This window comes from Mycolicibacterium iranicum, from assembly GCF_002101705.1.
GTDB lineage: Bacteria > Actinomycetota > Actinomycetes > Mycobacteriales > Mycobacteriaceae > Mycobacterium > Mycobacterium iranicum.
Genome location: NZ_LQPC01000031.1, coordinates 224,371 through 240,641, shown reverse-complemented (window position 1 = coordinate 240,641; position 16,271 = coordinate 224,371). Strand labels below are relative to the sequence as shown.

The 16,271-nt window shown below is 66.8% G+C and carries 17 protein-coding genes; 10 read left to right on the top strand and 7 right to left on the bottom strand.

Annotated elements, in window-relative coordinates; genetic code table 11:
• Window positions 1-78 precede the first annotated feature (78 nt).
• Entirely contained in the window at window positions 79-1,053 is a 975-nt protein-coding gene (locus tag AWC12_RS17090; protein WP_085175733.1) for a quinone oxidoreductase family protein, read from the bottom strand.
• Window positions 1,054-1,074: 21 nt separating this feature from the next.
• Here AWC12_RS17090 and AWC12_RS17085 point away from each other — a divergent pair, with 21 nt between their 5' ends.
• Entirely contained in the window at window positions 1,075-2,013 is a 939-nt protein-coding gene (locus AWC12_RS17085; RefSeq protein WP_085175774.1) for an ATP-grasp domain-containing protein, read from the top strand.
• Here the strand turns inward: AWC12_RS17085 and AWC12_RS17080 are convergent.
• Together AWC12_RS17080 and AWC12_RS17075 are read right to left on the bottom strand one after the other, a co-directional pair.
• Window positions 1,963-2,919 (bottom strand): COX15/CtaA family protein, encoded by a 957-nt coding sequence (locus AWC12_RS17080; protein WP_036466161.1) that lies wholly within the window; start codon window positions 2,917-2,919, stop codon window positions 1,963-1,965. The two genes, AWC12_RS17085 and AWC12_RS17080, sit on opposite strands and share 51 nt — an antisense overlap.
• 20 nt (window positions 2,920-2,939) lie before the next feature.
• A complete protein-coding gene (locus AWC12_RS17075) occupies window positions 2,940-3,533 on the bottom strand; it encodes a TetR/AcrR family transcriptional regulator (protein WP_110808666.1) in 594 nt (197 codons plus the stop codon).
• 111 nt (window positions 3,534-3,644) lie between these two features.
• Here AWC12_RS17075 and AWC12_RS17070 point away from each other — a divergent pair, with 111 nt between their 5' ends.
• Window positions 3,645-4,331, top strand: a complete 687-nt coding sequence (locus tag AWC12_RS17070; protein ID WP_085175772.1) for a hypothetical protein — start codon at window positions 3,645-3,647, stop codon at window positions 4,329-4,331.
• Here the strand turns inward: AWC12_RS17070 and AWC12_RS17065 are convergent.
• Genes AWC12_RS17065 through mptB form a run of 3 tightly spaced genes read right to left on the bottom strand, consistent with a single transcriptional unit; the run spans window position 4,245 to window position 7,623 of the window.
• Window positions 4,245-5,015, bottom strand: coding sequence for an ABC transporter permease (locus AWC12_RS17065; RefSeq protein WP_024449332.1), 771 nt, complete (start codon window positions 5,013-5,015; stop codon window positions 4,245-4,247). The two genes, AWC12_RS17070 and AWC12_RS17065, sit on opposite strands and share 87 nt — an antisense overlap.
• A complete protein-coding gene (locus AWC12_RS17060) occupies window positions 5,012-5,950 on the bottom strand; it encodes an ABC transporter ATP-binding protein (RefSeq protein WP_085175731.1) in 939 nt (312 codons plus the stop codon). Before AWC12_RS17060 ends, AWC12_RS17065 begins: the two co-directional genes overlap by 4 nt.
• Window positions 5,947-7,623: a polyprenol phosphomannose-dependent alpha 1,6 mannosyltransferase MptB gene (gene mptB, locus AWC12_RS17055; RefSeq protein ID WP_024449334.1), complete on the bottom strand. Its 1,677-nt coding sequence runs from the start codon at window positions 7,621-7,623 to the stop codon at window positions 5,947-5,949. Before mptB ends, AWC12_RS17060 begins: the two co-directional genes overlap by 4 nt.
• Window positions 7,624-7,724: 101 nt before the next feature.
• Between mptB and AWC12_RS17050 the strand changes: the two genes are divergently transcribed.
• The 7 genes from AWC12_RS17050 to AWC12_RS17020 all read left to right on the top strand — a co-directional run bounded on the left by AWC12_RS17050 (window position 7,725) and on the right by AWC12_RS17020 (window position 14,028).
• The gene (locus tag AWC12_RS17050) at window positions 7,725-8,450 is read left to right on the top strand and encodes a helix-turn-helix transcriptional regulator (protein WP_085175729.1); all 726 of its coding nucleotides are present in this window, start codon (window positions 7,725-7,727) and stop codon (window positions 8,448-8,450) included.
• 71 nt (window positions 8,451-8,521) lie between these two features.
• Window positions 8,522-9,961 carry a Fe-S cluster assembly protein SufB gene (sufB, locus tag AWC12_RS17045; protein ID WP_085175727.1) on the top strand — a complete coding sequence of 480 codons (1,440 nt, stop codon included), beginning with the start codon at window positions 8,522-8,524 and terminating at the stop codon, window positions 9,959-9,961.
• Window positions 9,962-9,963: 2 nt separating this feature from the next.
• Complete coding sequence (gene sufD / locus AWC12_RS17040; RefSeq protein WP_085175725.1) at window positions 9,964-11,148, top strand: Fe-S cluster assembly protein SufD; 1,185 nt, start codon at window positions 9,964-9,966, stop codon at window positions 11,146-11,148.
• A gap of 1 nt (window position 11,149) precedes the next feature.
• Window positions 11,150-11,920: a Fe-S cluster assembly ATPase SufC gene (sufC, locus tag AWC12_RS17035; RefSeq protein WP_024449338.1), complete on the top strand. Its 771-nt coding sequence runs from the start codon at window positions 11,150-11,152 to the stop codon at window positions 11,918-11,920.
• 1 nt (window position 11,921) lies between these two features.
• Window positions 11,922-13,184, top strand: a complete 1,263-nt coding sequence (locus tag AWC12_RS17030; protein WP_085175723.1) for a cysteine desulfurase — start codon at window positions 11,922-11,924, stop codon at window positions 13,182-13,184.
• Window positions 13,184-13,645, top strand: coding sequence for a Fe-S cluster assembly sulfur transfer protein SufU (sufU, locus tag AWC12_RS17025; RefSeq protein ID WP_085175721.1), 462 nt, complete (start codon window positions 13,184-13,186; stop codon window positions 13,643-13,645). Before AWC12_RS17030 ends, sufU begins: the two co-directional genes overlap by 1 nt.
• A complete protein-coding gene (locus AWC12_RS17020) occupies window positions 13,645-14,028 on the top strand; it encodes a metal-sulfur cluster assembly factor (protein WP_051226965.1) in 384 nt (127 codons plus the stop codon). The genes sufU and AWC12_RS17020 overlap by 1 nt, the downstream gene beginning before the upstream one ends.
• On the opposite strand, the gene AWC12_RS17015 is transcribed toward AWC12_RS17020, so the two are convergent.
• Entirely contained in the window at window positions 14,018-14,908 is an 891-nt protein-coding gene (locus tag AWC12_RS17015; RefSeq protein ID WP_051226966.1) for a helix-turn-helix transcriptional regulator, read from the bottom strand. The genes AWC12_RS17020 and AWC12_RS17015 overlap by 11 nt on opposite strands.
• Window positions 14,909-15,064: 156 nt before the next feature.
• On the opposite strand from AWC12_RS17015, the gene AWC12_RS17010 reads away from it, so the two are divergent.
• The gene (locus AWC12_RS17010; RefSeq protein WP_085175719.1) at window positions 15,065-15,841 is read left to right on the top strand and encodes an SDR family oxidoreductase; all 777 of its coding nucleotides are present in this window, start codon (window positions 15,065-15,067) and stop codon (window positions 15,839-15,841) included.
• Window positions 15,842-16,271: the final 430 nt, after the last annotated feature.

Below are 16,271 nucleotides of genomic sequence, written 5' to 3'. Positions count from 1 at the left end.
TAGACAGCTCGCACTCCACTCGGAGGTCTTCGTCTTGTCACCTCACCACGCCGTCACCAACGTCCGTGGTCAGTACAACTAGGGGACCAGCACCACCGAACCGACCGTCTTTCGTCCCTGCAGATCACGGTGCGCCTGTTCGGCCTCACGCAGTGAATATCGGTGGCTGACGGTGACGTTGAGGGTCCCGTCGGCGATCGCCGTCAGCAATTCTCCTGCGCGCCATGAGAATTCGTCGGGAGTGCGGGTGTAGTGCCCGAGGTTGGGCCGGGTCAGGAACACCGAACCCGCCGTATTGAGCCGCTGCGGATCAATCGGCGGGACGGGGCCGCTCGCGGCGCCGAAGAGCGCCAGCGTGCCTCTGACCGCGAGGCTTGCCAGGCTTGCCTCGAACGTCGACGCGCCGACGCCGTCGAACACCGCTGCCACGCCTTCACCGTCGGTCAACTCGCGGATCCGGTCGCCGAACGCCTGCGGGTCGTCGGGGTAGTCGAGCACCTCGACGGCACCGGCCTGTCGTGACAATTCGGCCTTGTCAGGCGTGGACACCGTCGTGATCACCGACGCGGCGAGGCTGGTGATCCACTGCGTCAGGATCAAGCCCACGCCACCGGCTCCGGCGTGCACCAGCACGGCGTCGCCCTGCTGCACCGGATACGTCGACTTGATCAGGTAATGCGCCGTCATACCTTTCAGCAGAGCCGAGGCCGCCACGTCCGGTGCCACACCGTCGGGTACGTACGCCACGAAATCAGCGGGGGCAACGGAGTATTCGGCGTAGGCGCCGAGGGCTTTGTCGGTGACGACCCGATCTCCGACGTTGAGCGCCGCGACGTCGTCGCCGACGGCCTCGATCACCCCGCACACCTCCGAACCGACGACGAACGGCGTCTCTCGCGGATACAGCCCCGATCGGAAGTAGGTGTCGATGAAATTCACGCCGATCGCTTCGGCCTTGATGAGCACCTGGCCCGGGCCCGGCTCGGGTTGCGGCTTCTCGACAAAGGACAGGACTTCGGGTCCACCGGTTTCGGCGATTTCAACGGCGTGCATACGCACTATCATCCACTCGTCATGAAACTGGTCCGCCCCGACGTCTTCCATCCGCGCATCGTGCTGGCCGGATGTCCGGCGCTGCCCGAGGGGGACGGTGACGACGCCGGACTGGTCGCGGCGTTGCGTGGCCGCGGCCTGCACGCGCGGTGGCTGCCGTGGGACGATCCGGCGACCCTGGCGGCCGACCTGGTCATCCTGCGCGCCACGTGGGACTACACCGACCGCCTCGACGACTTCCTGAGCTGGACGCAGCAGGTGCAGAACCTGCTCAATCCTCCCGATGTCGTCGCCTGGAACGCGGACAAGACCTACCTCGCCGATCTGTCCGCGGCGGGCGTCCCCGTCGTGCCCAGTGCATTCTTCGCCCCGGGGGAACGGGTGCGCATTCCTGGCGGCGAAGTCGTCGTCAAACCGTCGGTCGGTGCGGGTTCGGTGGGGGCGCTGCGGTTCTGCGATGCGGATCTGGCGCGTGCCCATGCTGAGTCGTTACAGGCGGCCGGACGCACCGCAGTGGTGCAGCTCTACGACTCCCGTGTGGGTGACGGCGAGACCGCACTGGTTTTCCTGAGCGGTCAGCAGTCCCATGCTTTCACCAAGGGGCCCCTGTTGCCGCCTCCGGGGCGGAGCCCGGTGTTCGACCAGTCGGGCACCTACGCCGAGGAGAGTCTGCAGCCCGCCGATCCTGATTTCGAGCTGTGGGATCTGGGTCGCCAGGCACTCGCCGCGGCGGCCGCACATCTGGGCATCGACGTCAGCGAGTTGCTCTACGCGCGCGTCGACGTTCTGGGCGGAGCAGACGCCCCCGTTCTGCTGGAACTCGAACTCGTCGAACCCTCACTGGGGTGGCGGCAGCTCGAGGACACCGACCGGCAGGCTGCGCAACGCCGGTTCGCGCTCGGCGTCGAGTCAGCTCTGGAGCGTTGCGGGCTCGGTCCGTTCTCGCATCGACGCCCATAGCGCGGCGGTGGCCGCGGTGCATGCAGCGGCCCCTGCCACGTGGAGAGCGACCAGCGCCTCGGGAACGCCCGTTAAGAACTGGATCGCGCCGAGCGAGCCCTGGGCGGCGACGAGGACCACCACGACGCGCAGCCGAGTCATCACCGGCGCCGGCGCGTGCACCGCCACCAGGGCGAAGCCGAGGGCGACCAGCAATGCCAGATAAGCCACGAGGAGCGACGAATGCATGTGCACGAGCGTGGTGATCTCGATCTGCAGGCGCGGCACCGGGCGGTCGATGCTCTTGTCCCCGGCGTGCGGGCCCGCGCCGGTCACCATCGTTCCGGTGACGAGCACCGCGGCCAGCGTCACGGCCGACAAAACCGTCAACTGCCGCAGCGGTTTCGGAACGCGCGTCGTCCACTCTCCGGCGTCGGGCTCGCCGATCTTGACGAAGAGCAGCACGGCCAGCCACACCATGGCCATCGACACCAGCAGGTGGATCGCGACGGTCCACCACAGCAGTCCGGTCAACACCGTGATCCCGCCGATCACGGCCTGTAGCACTGTCGACGCCGGCATCAGCCACGCGTAGAAGAGCACCTCGCGTCGGCGCCGGGCGCGGGTGACGGCGATGACCGCGGCGGCCGCGGTCAGGACGACGAGGAACGTCAGCAGTCGGTTGCCGAACTCGACGGCCTGATGGATGCCGGGGACCTCGGCGTGAGGTACGGGGGTGAAGCTGCCGGGGAAGCACTGCGGCCACGTCGGGCATCCCAGCCCGGATGCGGTCACCCGCACGATGGCGCCGGTCACGGCGATGCCGCCCTGGGTGAGGATCACGGCGGCCGCGACAATGCGCTGCACCCGCAAGCTCGGCTCGGGAAGCAGATCGACGATCCGCATGAAGAGGCGACCTACGGGCACGCTCCGATGGTAGAGGCTCGTTAACTACCGGTCGTAGTAGGGGCGCTCGGCGGCAGGACCAACGGCATCACTATGTCATCGACGAGTCGGCCGACGAGGTCGTCGTCGATCGGGTCGCCGGTGATCAACAGGTGATGCCACAGCACGCTCTGGCCGAGTTCGCGCAGCAGCTCGACAGGAGCATCGACTCGAACCTCGCCGCGCTCGATTCCGCGCGTGAAGATCCGGGTCATCTCCTGTTTGCGCATGCCGATGACGTCGGTGCGGAACGTCGCTTCGAGCTCCGGATCGACGGCCACCGCCATCAGGACCGACCGCATCAGTGGGCCGGTGTCGCCGGTGAACAGCTCTTTCCACGCGCGCAGGACGGCGAGGAGATCCCCGCGAAAGCTGCCGGTGTCCTGGCTGGGCAGCGAGGTCGTGGCCACACCCATGAGGGTGTCGCGCAACAGTGCGCGCCGGTCCGGCCAGCGCCGGTAGAGGACGGGCTTGCTGGTGTGGGCGGCCGCGGCGACGGCTTCCATCGTGACGCCGTCGGGACCGTGGTCGCCGAGAAGCTGCAGTACCGCCGTGCGGATCGCGGAATCGAGCTCCGCACCCCGTCGTCTGCCCATTGTGATCCCGCTCTCTCCGTATAGAAACGCTTGCGTATCTTATGCCCTCCGCTCTACGGTTCCCAACATAAGAAACGAAACAGTATCTTGGAGGTTCTGATGACCACTGCCATGACCCTGCCCGTGCTGTATCCGCTGCGCTCCGTCGACACCGCCACCGTGCACATCACGGAATGTCCGCGAGGTCGTCGCCGCATCACCATCGACCACCGGCCCCTCGCGGGTGTGACGCCGGCGATGCTGCTCGACTGGTTCACCCACCTGGGTGGCACGATCGAGTACGGCGGCCAGACCGTGGACCGCTATCACGCCTGGCATCCGGTCGACCACATCCTCTGGGAGCTGGCCCGGCCCGCTCCGGCCGGTGGCGCGGCCGAAGGGGCCCGCTTCCACATGGTCGAGGCTTTCGGCGCCCGTCCCGAGTTCATCGTCGACGAGGTGGCCCGCGTGGAAAAGCTCGACGAAACCGGTATCAGGTTGGTACTACGTATCGCGGGGATCCCGGTCTTCCAGCTGGAGCACACCTGGTCTGCGGGCGCCGACGGCGCTCACTACGTGACGGTGATGGATCTCGGCGTGCGGTCGCTGCCGGCTTCGCCGCTCAACCTGGTGCTGCGGCGGAAGTTCTCCACCGAGAAGGCCCGCGCGTGGGTCAAGCACAACATCGAGGAAGTCGGACAGCTGGAATATCTTCTGCCAGCCCTCAATTCGTCAGGTGAAGCGGAACCATCGCAGGGCGCCGAGCGCGGCGACGGCGCCCCAGACGGCCAGCGTCGCGAGTCCGAACCAGTCCATTGACAGCATCATCGCGCGCGACAGCGCTTCGGTGAGCGCGCCCGACGGCGTCAGGCGGGCCACCCACTGCACGGCCGTGGGGACCATGTCGCCCTCCAGCGTCAGGGCGCCGAGGCCGGCGAAGACGAACCACAGCAGATTCGCCACGGCCAACACGATCTCGGCGCGCAGGGTGCCGCCCAGGAGGAGGCCGAGCGCGGCGAACACCGCTGTGCCGAGCGCGATGATCACGGCACCGAGCGCGAGGCCGGCCAGCGGCGGACGCCACCCGAGCGCAAAACCGATGGCGCCGAACAGGATTGACTGCAGGAAGACGACCGCCACGACCGCCAGCGACTTTCCTGCGATGATGCCCCAGACCGGCAGTGCCGTAGCTCCCAGCCGTTTGAGCGCGCCGTAGCGGCGGTCGAACGCGACGGCGATCGCCTGACCCGTGAACGCCGTCGAGATGACGGCGAGCGCCATGATCGCGGGGACGAACGTCGCGGCGCGGTTGGGGCCGAAGGATCCGAGCGGCAACAGCGTCAGGCCGACCAGCAGCGTGATCGGGATGAACATCGTCAGCAGCAGCTGCTCGCCGTTGCGCAGAAGCAGGCGCAGCTCGAGGCCGAACTGCGCGGCCAGCATCTTGGGCACGGCGGCCGGGCGCGGGTCCGGCGTGAAGGTGCCTGGTGCGAAACGATTCACGAGCGTAGATCCCGTCCGGTCAGGTCGAGGAACACGTCTTCGAGGCTGCGCTGCTCCACGCGCATGTCGGTGGCGAGCACGTCAAGGCGTGCACACCATGCGGTGACGGTGGCCAGCACCTGTGGGTCGATGTGCCCTTCGACAAGGTATTCGCCGGGTGCGGTCTCGGATGCGCGATAGTCCTCCGGCAACGCCGATATGAGCAGCGAAAGATCGAGCATGCGTGGTGCCCGGAACCTCAGCTGGTTCTCGGCACCGCTGCGCATCAGCTCCGCCGGGGTTCCAGTGGCCACGGCGGCGCCGTGGTCGATGATCAAGATGCGGTCGGCGAGTTCCTCGGCCTCGGTGAGCTGATGGGTGGTCAGCACGACCGTGACGCCATCACGGCGCAGCGCATCGATCAACTCCCACACCACGATTCGGGCGTGAGCGTCCATTCCGGCGGTCGGCTCGTCGAGGAACACCAGCTCGGGGCGTCCCACCACCGCGCACGCCAGGGCGAGGCGCTGCTGCTGGCCGCCCGAGAGGCGGCGATAGGTGGTCCGTGCCGAGTCGGTGAGGCCCAAGGTTTCGAGTAACCATTGGGGATCCAGCGGGTTGGCGGCGTAGGAAGCGACCAGGTCGAGCATTTCGCCTGCCCGCGCCGCGGGGTACGCGCCGCCGCCCTGCAGCATGACGCCGACGCGCGCCCGGACCTCGGCGTTGTCGGTGACCGGATCGAGGCCGAGGATTCGGATCGACCCGGCGTCGGGCTTGAGGAATCCCTCACACATCTCGATGGTCGTCGTTTTCCCCGCGCCGTTGGGGCCCAGGAGCGCGAACACCTCCGCGGCCTGTACGTCGAGGTCGAGCTCCGAGACGGCGGTCGTCGACCCGTACCGCTTGCTCACCCCACGCAACAAAACGGGAGGGGCGCCGGGAGAAACGGGGGTCACGGAGACTCAGCGTAGGCGTCGGCCTTGGAATCGGATGCCGCCGGTCGCGCTGAGGATGCGGGGGGCACGGGCCGCCAGGGCAGCCAGCGATAGGTCAGCACCACCAACATCACCAGGATCAGGAAGCTCGCCGCCGTCGCCAGTGCGATCTGGAACAGGGCGAATCTGTCGCCGTTGGCGGTGGGTCCGAAGATCCCGACGACGAGGGTCACGACGATGGCCGCTGCCCTGAAGCGGGGACGTGTCGCCCACGCCGCGAGGGGGATGATGGCCCACAGCACGTACCAGGGCTGGACCACGGGGAACAGCAGCAGGGTGGCGCCGAGGGCGACGCCGAGTCCACCGACCGGATGCAACCGGCCACGCAGCACGGCGAAGAGCAGCCACAGGACGATCACCGCGATGAGGCTGACGCCGATGGCGCGGGTCAGCGCGAGCACCGCGGTGGTGTGGTCGCCCAACCCGAGCAGAATGCCGACCTGCCCGGTCCCGAGCGCGAGCAGTGTCGGCGGTGACATCCAGCTGCGGACGACGTTGGCGGTGCCGAGGGTGAACAGCCAGCCGAAGCCGAGACCGCTGGCCCAGCCGATCAGCGCCATGACCCCCAGCGCCACCGCGCCCAGCAATCCGCCCGCCAGGAAAAACGCCCTCACCGTCCCGCCCCAGCGGCATGCCAGAGCCATGGCCACGAATCCGAGCGCCAGCAGCGAGGGCAGCTTGACCTGCGACGACATCGTGATCAGCACGGTGCCCGCCAACAACATCGCCACCGGGTACCAGCTCAGCCACTGCTCGCGGTCGCGCGGTCGCGCCAGCGGTCGCGGAATCAAGCGGGTGGCGGCGTCGACTCCGCGCAAAGCGAATTCGGTGCCCGCCAACATCAGGCCCAGCATCAGGGCCTCGTTGTGGATACCCGCCACCAGGTGCATGAACAACAGCGGGTTGGCCGCACCGAGCCACAGTGCGCTGACCTCGGCGACACCGCAGCGGCGCGCCAGCCGCGGGGTCGCCCACACGATCATCCCGACACCGAGCAGCACGACGAGGCGGTGAAACAGCACGGCCTCGACGATGTTCTCGCCGGTGATCTGCGAGATCCCACGGCCGATCCACAGAAACAGCGGTCCGTACGGCGCCGGGGTCTCCCGCCACATGCTGGGAACCGAGAGCGTGAAGACGTGATCGAGGCCGAGGCCGGTCGCCGGACCTACCTCGTACGGGTCGTTGCCCTGCAGCGAGATCTCACTCTGCGCGAGGTAGGAGTAGACGTCCTTGCTGTACATCGGTGGCGCCAACAGCAGCGGTAGGGCCCAGAGCAGCAGCGTGCGGTCGAGCTGGCTGCGCGTCATCTTGCGCTTGCCCAGGGTGAAACGGCCCAGCATCAGCCAGGCCAGAGCCATCATCACCGCCCCGGTCGTCGTCATCGTCAGCGACACCGTCGCGATGCGGGACGGCAGGTTCAACAGCCGCACGCCGAAGGTCGGGTCCTGCACGACGGGTCGGGCGCCGGCGCCCAGAGCCCCGATCGCCATCAGTACGGTGCCGGTGGCCCCGAACAGTCGAGTTCGGCGCATGAAGACCAGCTCGGCGGCGGTCAGCGGGCTGCCGACAGTTCGCTCGTCGCCGTGCAGACCGGCGATCGTCGAGCTGAGGGAGTGCTGGCGGGCTGCCACGAAGGCAGCGTAGCGGGCGGTTATTCCCCAGAATTGAGGGCAATCGGTGTGACGATGCCGACGAAAGGCTAAGGGTGCCCTTGCTGGACCCACCCCTGTAATTGCGTCACACTGGTGTTGTGAAATTCCGTTCGCAGAGCTCGGGCGCGCCGACACCGGTGCCGTCCCATGCTGGCGACGGTGACACAAGGCAGGCGATCATCAGGCTGCTGCTGGAATCCGGTCCGACGACCGCCAGTCACATCGGGGATCGTCTCGGATTGTCGGCAGCCGGTGTGCGTCGGCATCTCGACGCACTGATCGATGCTGGAGAGGCCCAGGCCAATGCCGCTGCGGCGTGGCAGCAGGAAGGCCGTGGCAGGCCCGCCAAGCGCTACCAACTCACCGCGGCGGGTCGGGCGAAGCTGGAGCACACCTACGACGACCTGGCCTCGGCGGCGATGCGCCAGTTGCGTGAGATAGGGGGCGACGATGCCATTCGTAGCTTCGCCCGTAGGCGCATCGACGCGATCCTGGCCGATGTCGAACCCGTCAGCGGCGCATCCGGTGACGAGGTGGAGGCTGCCGCCGACCGGATCGCCGACGCACTGACCGGTGCGGGCTACGCGACGACGACCACCCGGGTGGGCGGGCCGTTGCGCGGAGTCCAGATCTGTCAGCACCACTGTCCGGTGTCCCATGTCGCCGAGCAGTTCCCCGAACTGTGCGAGGCCGAGCAGCAGGCGATGTCGGAGGTGCTGGGGACCCACGTGCAGCGGCTTGCGACCATCGCCAACGGGGACTGTGCCTGCACCACCCACGTCCCGCTTGTGCCGGCGCAACGTTAGCGGCGCAGAGCGAACCCTTCGGCGCACAGCCCGCGCCGAAGCAACAACAAGAGCAAAAGGAGTGTGTCGCAATGACACTCACACCGGAGGTCAAGCCAGAAGCGCTGACCCAGGAGGAGACCATCGCGTCCCTGGGTAAGTACGGCTACGGCTGGGCCGACTCCGATGTCGCAGGCGCCAGCGCGCAGCGGGGGCTGTCCGAGGCCGTGGTCCGCGACATCTCGGCGAAGAAGAGTGAGCCCGAGTGGATGCTCGACATCCGTCTCAAGGCGCTGCGCACCTTCGACAAGAAGCCGATGCCGAATTGGGGTTCCAACCTCGAAGGTATCGACTTCGACAACATCAAGTACTTCGTGCGCTCCAGCGAGAAGCAGGCCGCCACGTGGGACGACCTGCCCGCCGACATCAAGAACACCTACGACAAGCTCGGCATCCCGGAAGCGGAGAAGCAACGCCTGGTGTCCGGCGTGGCCGCGCAGTACGAGTCCGAGGTCGTCTACCACTCGATCCGTGAGGACCTGGAGGCTCAGGGCGTCGTCTTCCTCGACACCGACACCGCGCTCAAGGAGCACCCCGAGCTGTTCAAGCAGTACTTCGGCACCGTGATCCCGGCCGGTGACAACAAGTTCGCCGCGCTGAACACGGCGGTGTGGTCGGGTGGCTCGTTCATCTACGTGCCGAAGGGTGTGCATGTCGACATCCCGCTGCAGGCCTACTTCCGGATCAACACCGAGAACATGGGCCAGTTCGAGCGGACGCTGATCATCGTCGACGAGGACGCCTACGTGCATTACGTCGAGGGCTGCACCGCGCCGATCTACAAGAGCGACTCGCTGCACAGCGCTGTCGTCGAAATCATTGTCAAGCCGGGTGGCCGCTGCCGCTACACGACCATCCAGAACTGGTCGAACAATGTCTTCAACCTGGTCACCAAGCGTGCGCGCGCCGAGGCCGGAGCCACCATGGAGTGGGTCGACGGCAACATCGGCTCGAAGGTCACGATGAAGTACCCGGCCGTGTGGATGACCGGTGAGCATGCCAAGGGCGAGGTGCTCTCGGTGGCATTCGCCGGCGAGGGCCAGCACCAGGACACCGGTGCCAAGATGCTGCACCTGGCGCCCAACACGTCGAGCAACATCGTGTCCAAGTCGGTGGCCCGTGGCGGTGGCCGCGCGTCCTACCGTGGCCTGGTCCAGGTCAACAAGGGCGCTCACGGTTCGCGCTCGAGCGTGAAATGCGATGCGCTGCTGGTGGACACGATCAGCCGTTCCGACACCTACCCGTATGTCGACATCCGCGAGGACGACGTCACGATGGGCCACGAGGCGACGGTGTCCAAGGTCAGCGAGGATCAGATGTTCTATCTGATGAGCCGCGGACTGACCGAGGACGAGGCGATGGCGATGGTGGTGCGCGGCTTCGTCGAGCCGATCGCCAAGGAACTCCCGATGGAGTACGCACTCGAGCTCAACCGGCTGATCGAGCTGCAGATGGAAGGCGCGGTCGGTTAGTAATGGGCAATCTGACTCAGGCAGTCGAGGGCTCGGCCCTCTCTGCCGTCAACAAGGGTGAACTTTTCTCGTCGTTCGACGTGAACGCCTTCGAGGTTCCCGGCGGCCGTGACGAGATCTGGCGCTTCACTCCGCTCAAGCGGCTGCGCGTACTGCACGACGGATCGGCGGTCGCGACCGGTCGCGCCAAGGTCACCGTCGCAGAACCTCCCGGCGTGACGGTGGAAACCGTCCAGCGCGACGACGAGCGCCTCGGCCAGGCTGGTGTGCCATCCGATCGTGTGGCGGCGCAGGCATTTTCGTCGTTCGACTCGGCGACCATCGTGACCGTCGCGCGCGACACCGAGGTGGCCGAGCCGATCGAGATCACCGTCGCCGGACCCGGGGAGGGGCAGGTCGCCTACGGGCACCTGCAGATCCGTGTCGAGGAGCTGTCCCGCGCGACCGTCGTGGTGGATCTGCGCGGCAGCGGGATCCTCGCCGACAACGTCGAGATCGTGGTCGGAGACTCCGCCGGGGTCGGCGTCATCTGGATCGCCGACTGGGCTGACGACACCGTGCATGTCAGCTCGCATCACGCGCGGCTGGGCAAGGATGCGGTACTCACGCACGTCAACGTCACGCTCGGCGGCGATGTCGTCCGCACGACAGCCACCGTGCGCTATGACGCGCCGGGCGGGGATGCCCAGATGCTGGGCACCTACTTCGCCGACGCCGGCCAGCACTTCGAGGCGCGCCTGCTTGTCGATCACTCGCAGCCGAACTGCAAGTCCGACGTCCTCTACAAGGGAGCGTTGCAGGGCGATCCGGAATCCACCAAGCCTGACGCCCACACGGTGTGGGTCGGCGACGTGCTGATCCGCGCCGAGGCGACCGGCACCGACACCTTCGAGGTCAACCGCAACCTGGTGCTCACCGACGGCGCCCGCGCCGACTCGGTTCCGAACCTGGAGATCGAGACCGGTGAGATCGTCGGCGCCGGGCATGCCAGTGCCACAGGACGTTTCGACGACGAGCAGTTGTTCTATCTCCGGGCCCGCGGCATTCCCGAGGATCAGGCCCGCCGGTTGGTGGTGCGCGGCTTCTTCAACGAGATCATCGCCAAGATCGCCGTCCCCGCCGTGCGCGAGCGCCTGACCGAAGCCATCGAAAAAGAACTAGCAATCACCGAAGCGAGTGCGAACTGACATGACCACACTGGAAATCAAAGACCTGCACGCCTCGGTCTTCACTCCCGAAGGCGACGAGGTCCCGATTCTCAAGGGCGTCAACCTGACTGTGAAGTCGGGCGAGACCCACGCCGTGATGGGGCCCAACGGCTCCGGCAAGTCGACGCTGTCGTATGCGATCGCAGGCCATCCGAAATACACCGTAACCTCCGGGTCGATCACCCTCGACGGTGAAGACGTCCTGGAGATGTCCGTGGATGAAAGAGCGCGAGCGGGGCTCTTTTTGGCCATGCAGTACCCCGTAGAGGTACCCGGCGTCTCGATGTCGAACTTCCTGCGCACGGCGGCGACCGCGGTGCGCGGCGAGGCGCCGAAACTGCGGCACTGGGTCAAAGAGGTCAAGGGCGCGATGACCGACCTCGACATCGACCCGTCTTTCGGGGAACGCAGCGTCAACGAAGGCTTCTCCGGCGGCGAGAAAAAGCGCCACGAGATCTTGCAACTGGGCCTGCTCAAGCCGAAGATCGCCATCCTCGACGAGACCGACTCCGGCCTGGACGTCGACGCGCTGCGAGTCGTCAGCGAGGGCGTGAACCGCTACAAGGACGCCGAGGACGGTGGCGTCCTGCTGATCACGCACTACACCCGCATCCTGCGCTACATCAAGCCGCAGTTCGTCCACGTCTTCGTCGGTGGACGGATCATCGAATCCGGCGGCCCCGAACTGGCCGACGAGCTCGAGGAGAACGGCTACGAGCGCTTCACGCAGGCTGCCTCCGCAGGAGCCTGACGTGACGGCCGCACGCACGCTCGACGTTACGGCCATCAGGGCCGACTTCCCGATCCTGAGCCGGGTGATGCGCGGCGGAGACCAGCTGGCCTACCTCGATTCCGGTGCGACGTCGCAGAAGCCGCTGGCGGTGCTCGACGCAGAGCGCGACTTCCTGCTGAACTCCAACGGCGCGGTCCACCGTGGCGCGCATCAGCTGATGGAAGAGGCCACCGACGCCTACGAGCAGGGACGCGAGGACATCGCATCCTTCGTGGGAGCCGACGCCGACGAGCTCGTCTTCACCAAGAATGCCACCGAGGCCATCAATCTCGTGGCGTACACCTTGGGAGACAAGCGCTTCGAGAACGCCATCGGGCCCGGCGACGTCATCGTCACCACCGAGTTGGAGCATCACGCCAACCTTGTGCCGTGGCAGGAGTTGGCGCTCCGCACCGGTGCCACCCTCAAGTGGTACGGGGTCGTTTCTGAAGGACCTGAAGCAGGCCGCATCGACCTCGACTCGCTGCAGCTCGACGACAACGTCAAAGTCGTTGCGTTCAGCCACCATTCCAATGTGACGGGTGCGGTTGCGCCGGTGGCGGAGCTGGTGGCCCGGGCCAGGGCGGTCGGCGCGCTGGTGGTTCTCGACGCCTGCCAGTCGGTCCCGCATCAGCCGGTGGACTTCCACGATCTCGGCGTCGATTTCGCCGCGTTCTCGGGGCACAAGATGCTCGGCCCGACCGGGATCGGCGTTCTCTACGGCCGGCGCGACGTGTTGACGACCCTGCCTCCTTTCCTCACCGGTGGTTCCATGATCGAGACCGTCACCATGGAAGCGACCACGTTCGCGCCTGCGCCGCAGCGTTTCGAGGCGGGCACCCCGATGACCTCGCAGGTGGTCGGATTGGCCGCTGCAGCAAGATATCTGGACGCCATCGGCATGTCTACGGTGCAACAGCACGAGGACGAACTGGTCGCGGCAGCGCTGGCCGGACTGTCGGACATCGGCGAGGTCCGCATCATCGGGCCGACGTCGATGCAGCACCGCGGTTCGCCGGTGTCGTTCGTCGTCGACGGGGTCCACGCTCACGACGTGGGACAGGTGCTCGATGACGATGGTGTGGCCGTGCGTGTGGGCCATCATTGCGCGTGGCCGCTGCACCGCCGCTTCGGCATCGCCGCGACTGCCCGCGCGTCGTTCGCGGTGTACAACACCCTCGACGAGGTGGACCGGCTGGTGGCCGGGGTGCGCAGGGCTGTCGAGTTTTTCGGGCGGAACTAGTGCGGCTGGAGCAGATCTACCAGGAAGTGATCCTGGATCACTACAAGCATCCGCATCACCGCGGCCTGCGGGAGCCGTTCGCCGCCGAGGTGCATCACGTCAACCCGACGTGCGGTGACGAGGTGACACTGCGGGTGGCGCTGTCGGAGGACGGTGAAACGGTCACCGACATCTCCTACGACGGCCAGGGCTGCTCGATCAGCCAGGCTTCGACGTCGGTGCTGACCGATCAGGTGATCGGACTGACGGTGGGGGATGCGCTCAAGACCGTGGCGGCGTTCTCCGAGATGGTGTCGTCGCGGGGCAAGGTCGACGGTGACGAAGATGTCCTGGGCGACGGAATCGCGTTCGCCGGGGTGGCGAAATACCCGGCACGGGTGAAGTGCGCGCTGCTGGGCTGGACAGCCTTCAAAGCGGCATTGGCGGAGGCCCACGGGCCCGAGAATTCTGAGGAGAGCTGATGAGTGATACCGCACCGGCGGGCACGAGCGAAGCGAGCGGGGAATTGGTCGAGCCCAATGACGAGCTCTTGGCGGACCTCGAGGAGGCCATGCGCGACGTCGTCGACCCCGAGTTGGGGATCAACGTCGTCGATCTGGGGCTCGTGTACGGAATCAACCTGGAGAACAGCGATGCCGGACCGGTGGCGCTGATCGACATGACGCTGACGTCGGCCGCGTGTCCGCTGACCGACGTCATCGAGGATCAGTCCCGCACCGCGCTGGTCGGCGCCGGCCTGGTGAACGAGATCAAGATCAACTGGGTGTGGAACCCGCCGTGGGGCCCGGACAAGATCACCGATGACGGTCGCGAGCAGCTGAGGGCGCTCGGCTTCACCGTCTAGCGGACTCAGCGCTCGGTCCGTCGACGGATTCGTGCGTTCGGTCCTGATGCCAGTTCGCCAGTAGGCGCAGCGCGGTGTCCGAGGACGACCCGGCCTCGGCCGTGTAAACGATCACGGACTGGTCTTCATCGCCACCGGGATGAAGCGCCTGATACGTCACCGTCACGTCGCCGACGACGGGATGGTGGTAGCTCTTCGTGCCGGTCGTTCTACGTTGCACGTCGTGTCGGGACCACCAGGTGCGGAACTCGTCGCTGTGGATCGACAGCTCCCCGACCAACGTGGAGAGTTTCGGATCGTCGGGATGGCGCCCGGCTTCATGGCGCAGCATGCCGACAGTGTCTACAGCCACCTGCCGCCAGTCCGCGTAAAGCTCGCGGGCGTGGGGTTCGAGGAAGACGAATCGAGCCTGATTACGTTGTGCCGCAGGCATGCTGCGGAACTCGGCGATCAGTGCACCGGCAAGTCTGTTGTGGGCGAGGACGTCGAGTCGCCGACCGAGGATGAACGCCGGTGAGAAGACGAGGTCCAGCCGCTCAAGAAGTTCCAGCGTTTCCGGAAGCACGCGCTGCGGGCGCGGTCGGCCGGTCCGCCGCGCCGGTCGCGGTCTACCGAGCTGATGAAGGTGTTCGCGTTCCGCGTCGTCAAGCTGCAGCGCCGTCGCAAGAGCATCGAGTACCTCGACGGATGCGCTGCGGCTGCGTCCCTGTTCGAGTCGCGTGTAGTAATCGACACTGACGCCCGCGAGTTGGGCCAGCTCTTCCCGACGAAGGCCCGGCACCCTCCGCCGGTCGACGTCGTCGAGGCCGACATCGGCTGGCGACAGTCTGGCGCGGCGGGTCCCGAGGAAGTCGGCGAGCTCGGAGCGGTTCCTTTCCACGACACCCAGTGTGTCGTGCTCCACCCGGTGTGGCACGGCCGAGGGTGGCCCAGTTTGTCCCGGGATCGACTGGGCCCGCTCGGGCGCGTCGGGGACGGGATTTCGGTGGTTGTTTGGACTGCACCACCTGACACCACCCCGGAAAGGAAAGCGAACATGTCACAGCTCATCACAGGCGCGCCGCTGACGGGACGTACCGCCGTCGTGACCGGCGCATCGAGCGGAATAGGCGAGGCCACCGCGCAGCGGCTCGCCGCCCTAGGCGCCCGCGTCGCGTTGATCGCACGTCGTCAGGATCGGCTCGATGAACTGGCACGGCGCATCTCTTCGGCCGGCGGCGCCGCGTTGGCGGTGCCCGTCGATGTCACCGACCGTGAATCGGTGTCACGCGCGGCCGGGCGCGTGGCAGCCGAATGGGGGCAGGCGGATCTGGTGTTCGCCAACGCAGGCGTGCAACTCATCTCCGCCATCGATGACCTCAAGGTCGACGACTGGCAACGCCAGATCGACCTCAACATCACCGGCGTGATGAACACCATCGCGGCCTTCGTCCCGCATTTGATCGAGAATGCAGACGCGGGGCGGCCCGCCGATCTGATGACCACATCGTCGATCGCGGCGACACGGGTGCTGGAGAAATTCTCCGTCTACTCCGGCACCAAGGCGTATCTCAGTCAGCTGACCCGGCTGCTGCGCGTCGAACTCGGACAAAAGATGGTGCGCGTCTCGACGATCGAACCGGGCATGGTCGACACTGAGCTGCCGGACCATGTCACCGATCCGGACGCAAGCAAGCTGATGGCCGATCTGATCGAGAACATCGACGTCCTCAGCGCCGCCGATGTCGCCGAGACCGTGGCTTTCACCGCCGCACTGCCGCGCCACGTCAATCTCACCGAGATCACCATCCTGCCCACGCAGCAGGCGATCTGAGGCCGGCGGGACCATCGAGATGTGACGGACCCCGCGTCTGCTTGGCGTCACGGGCCGGTTCTGCGCCCCTCATCCTGGGCGGCGCTGTCGGCCTGGGCGCGGGGGTCCTCGCCTGGCTCGACTTTGGCTCCTGGTTGGCCGGAACGACGCGGCGGTGTACCTCGTGGCCTTGCTCGAGGAGGTCTTCTGGTGGCCGAGACGGACGAAGGCGTTGCTGGCCAATTCTGTTCGCGCAGCGGCGTTCCGTCGCTCAACGTCGCCCGATCATTTCGACGCAATTTGGCCGCCTTGAATAAGTCGATCTCTAACGGCGGAACGACTGGCACGCCGACAAGATCGTCTGGCACGTCGACGGTATCGAGGTCGGCCGGATCACCAAGGCGCAGTACGAGGCGCTGGGCGGCAACTGGACGCCGTTCTCCGGCGCCTG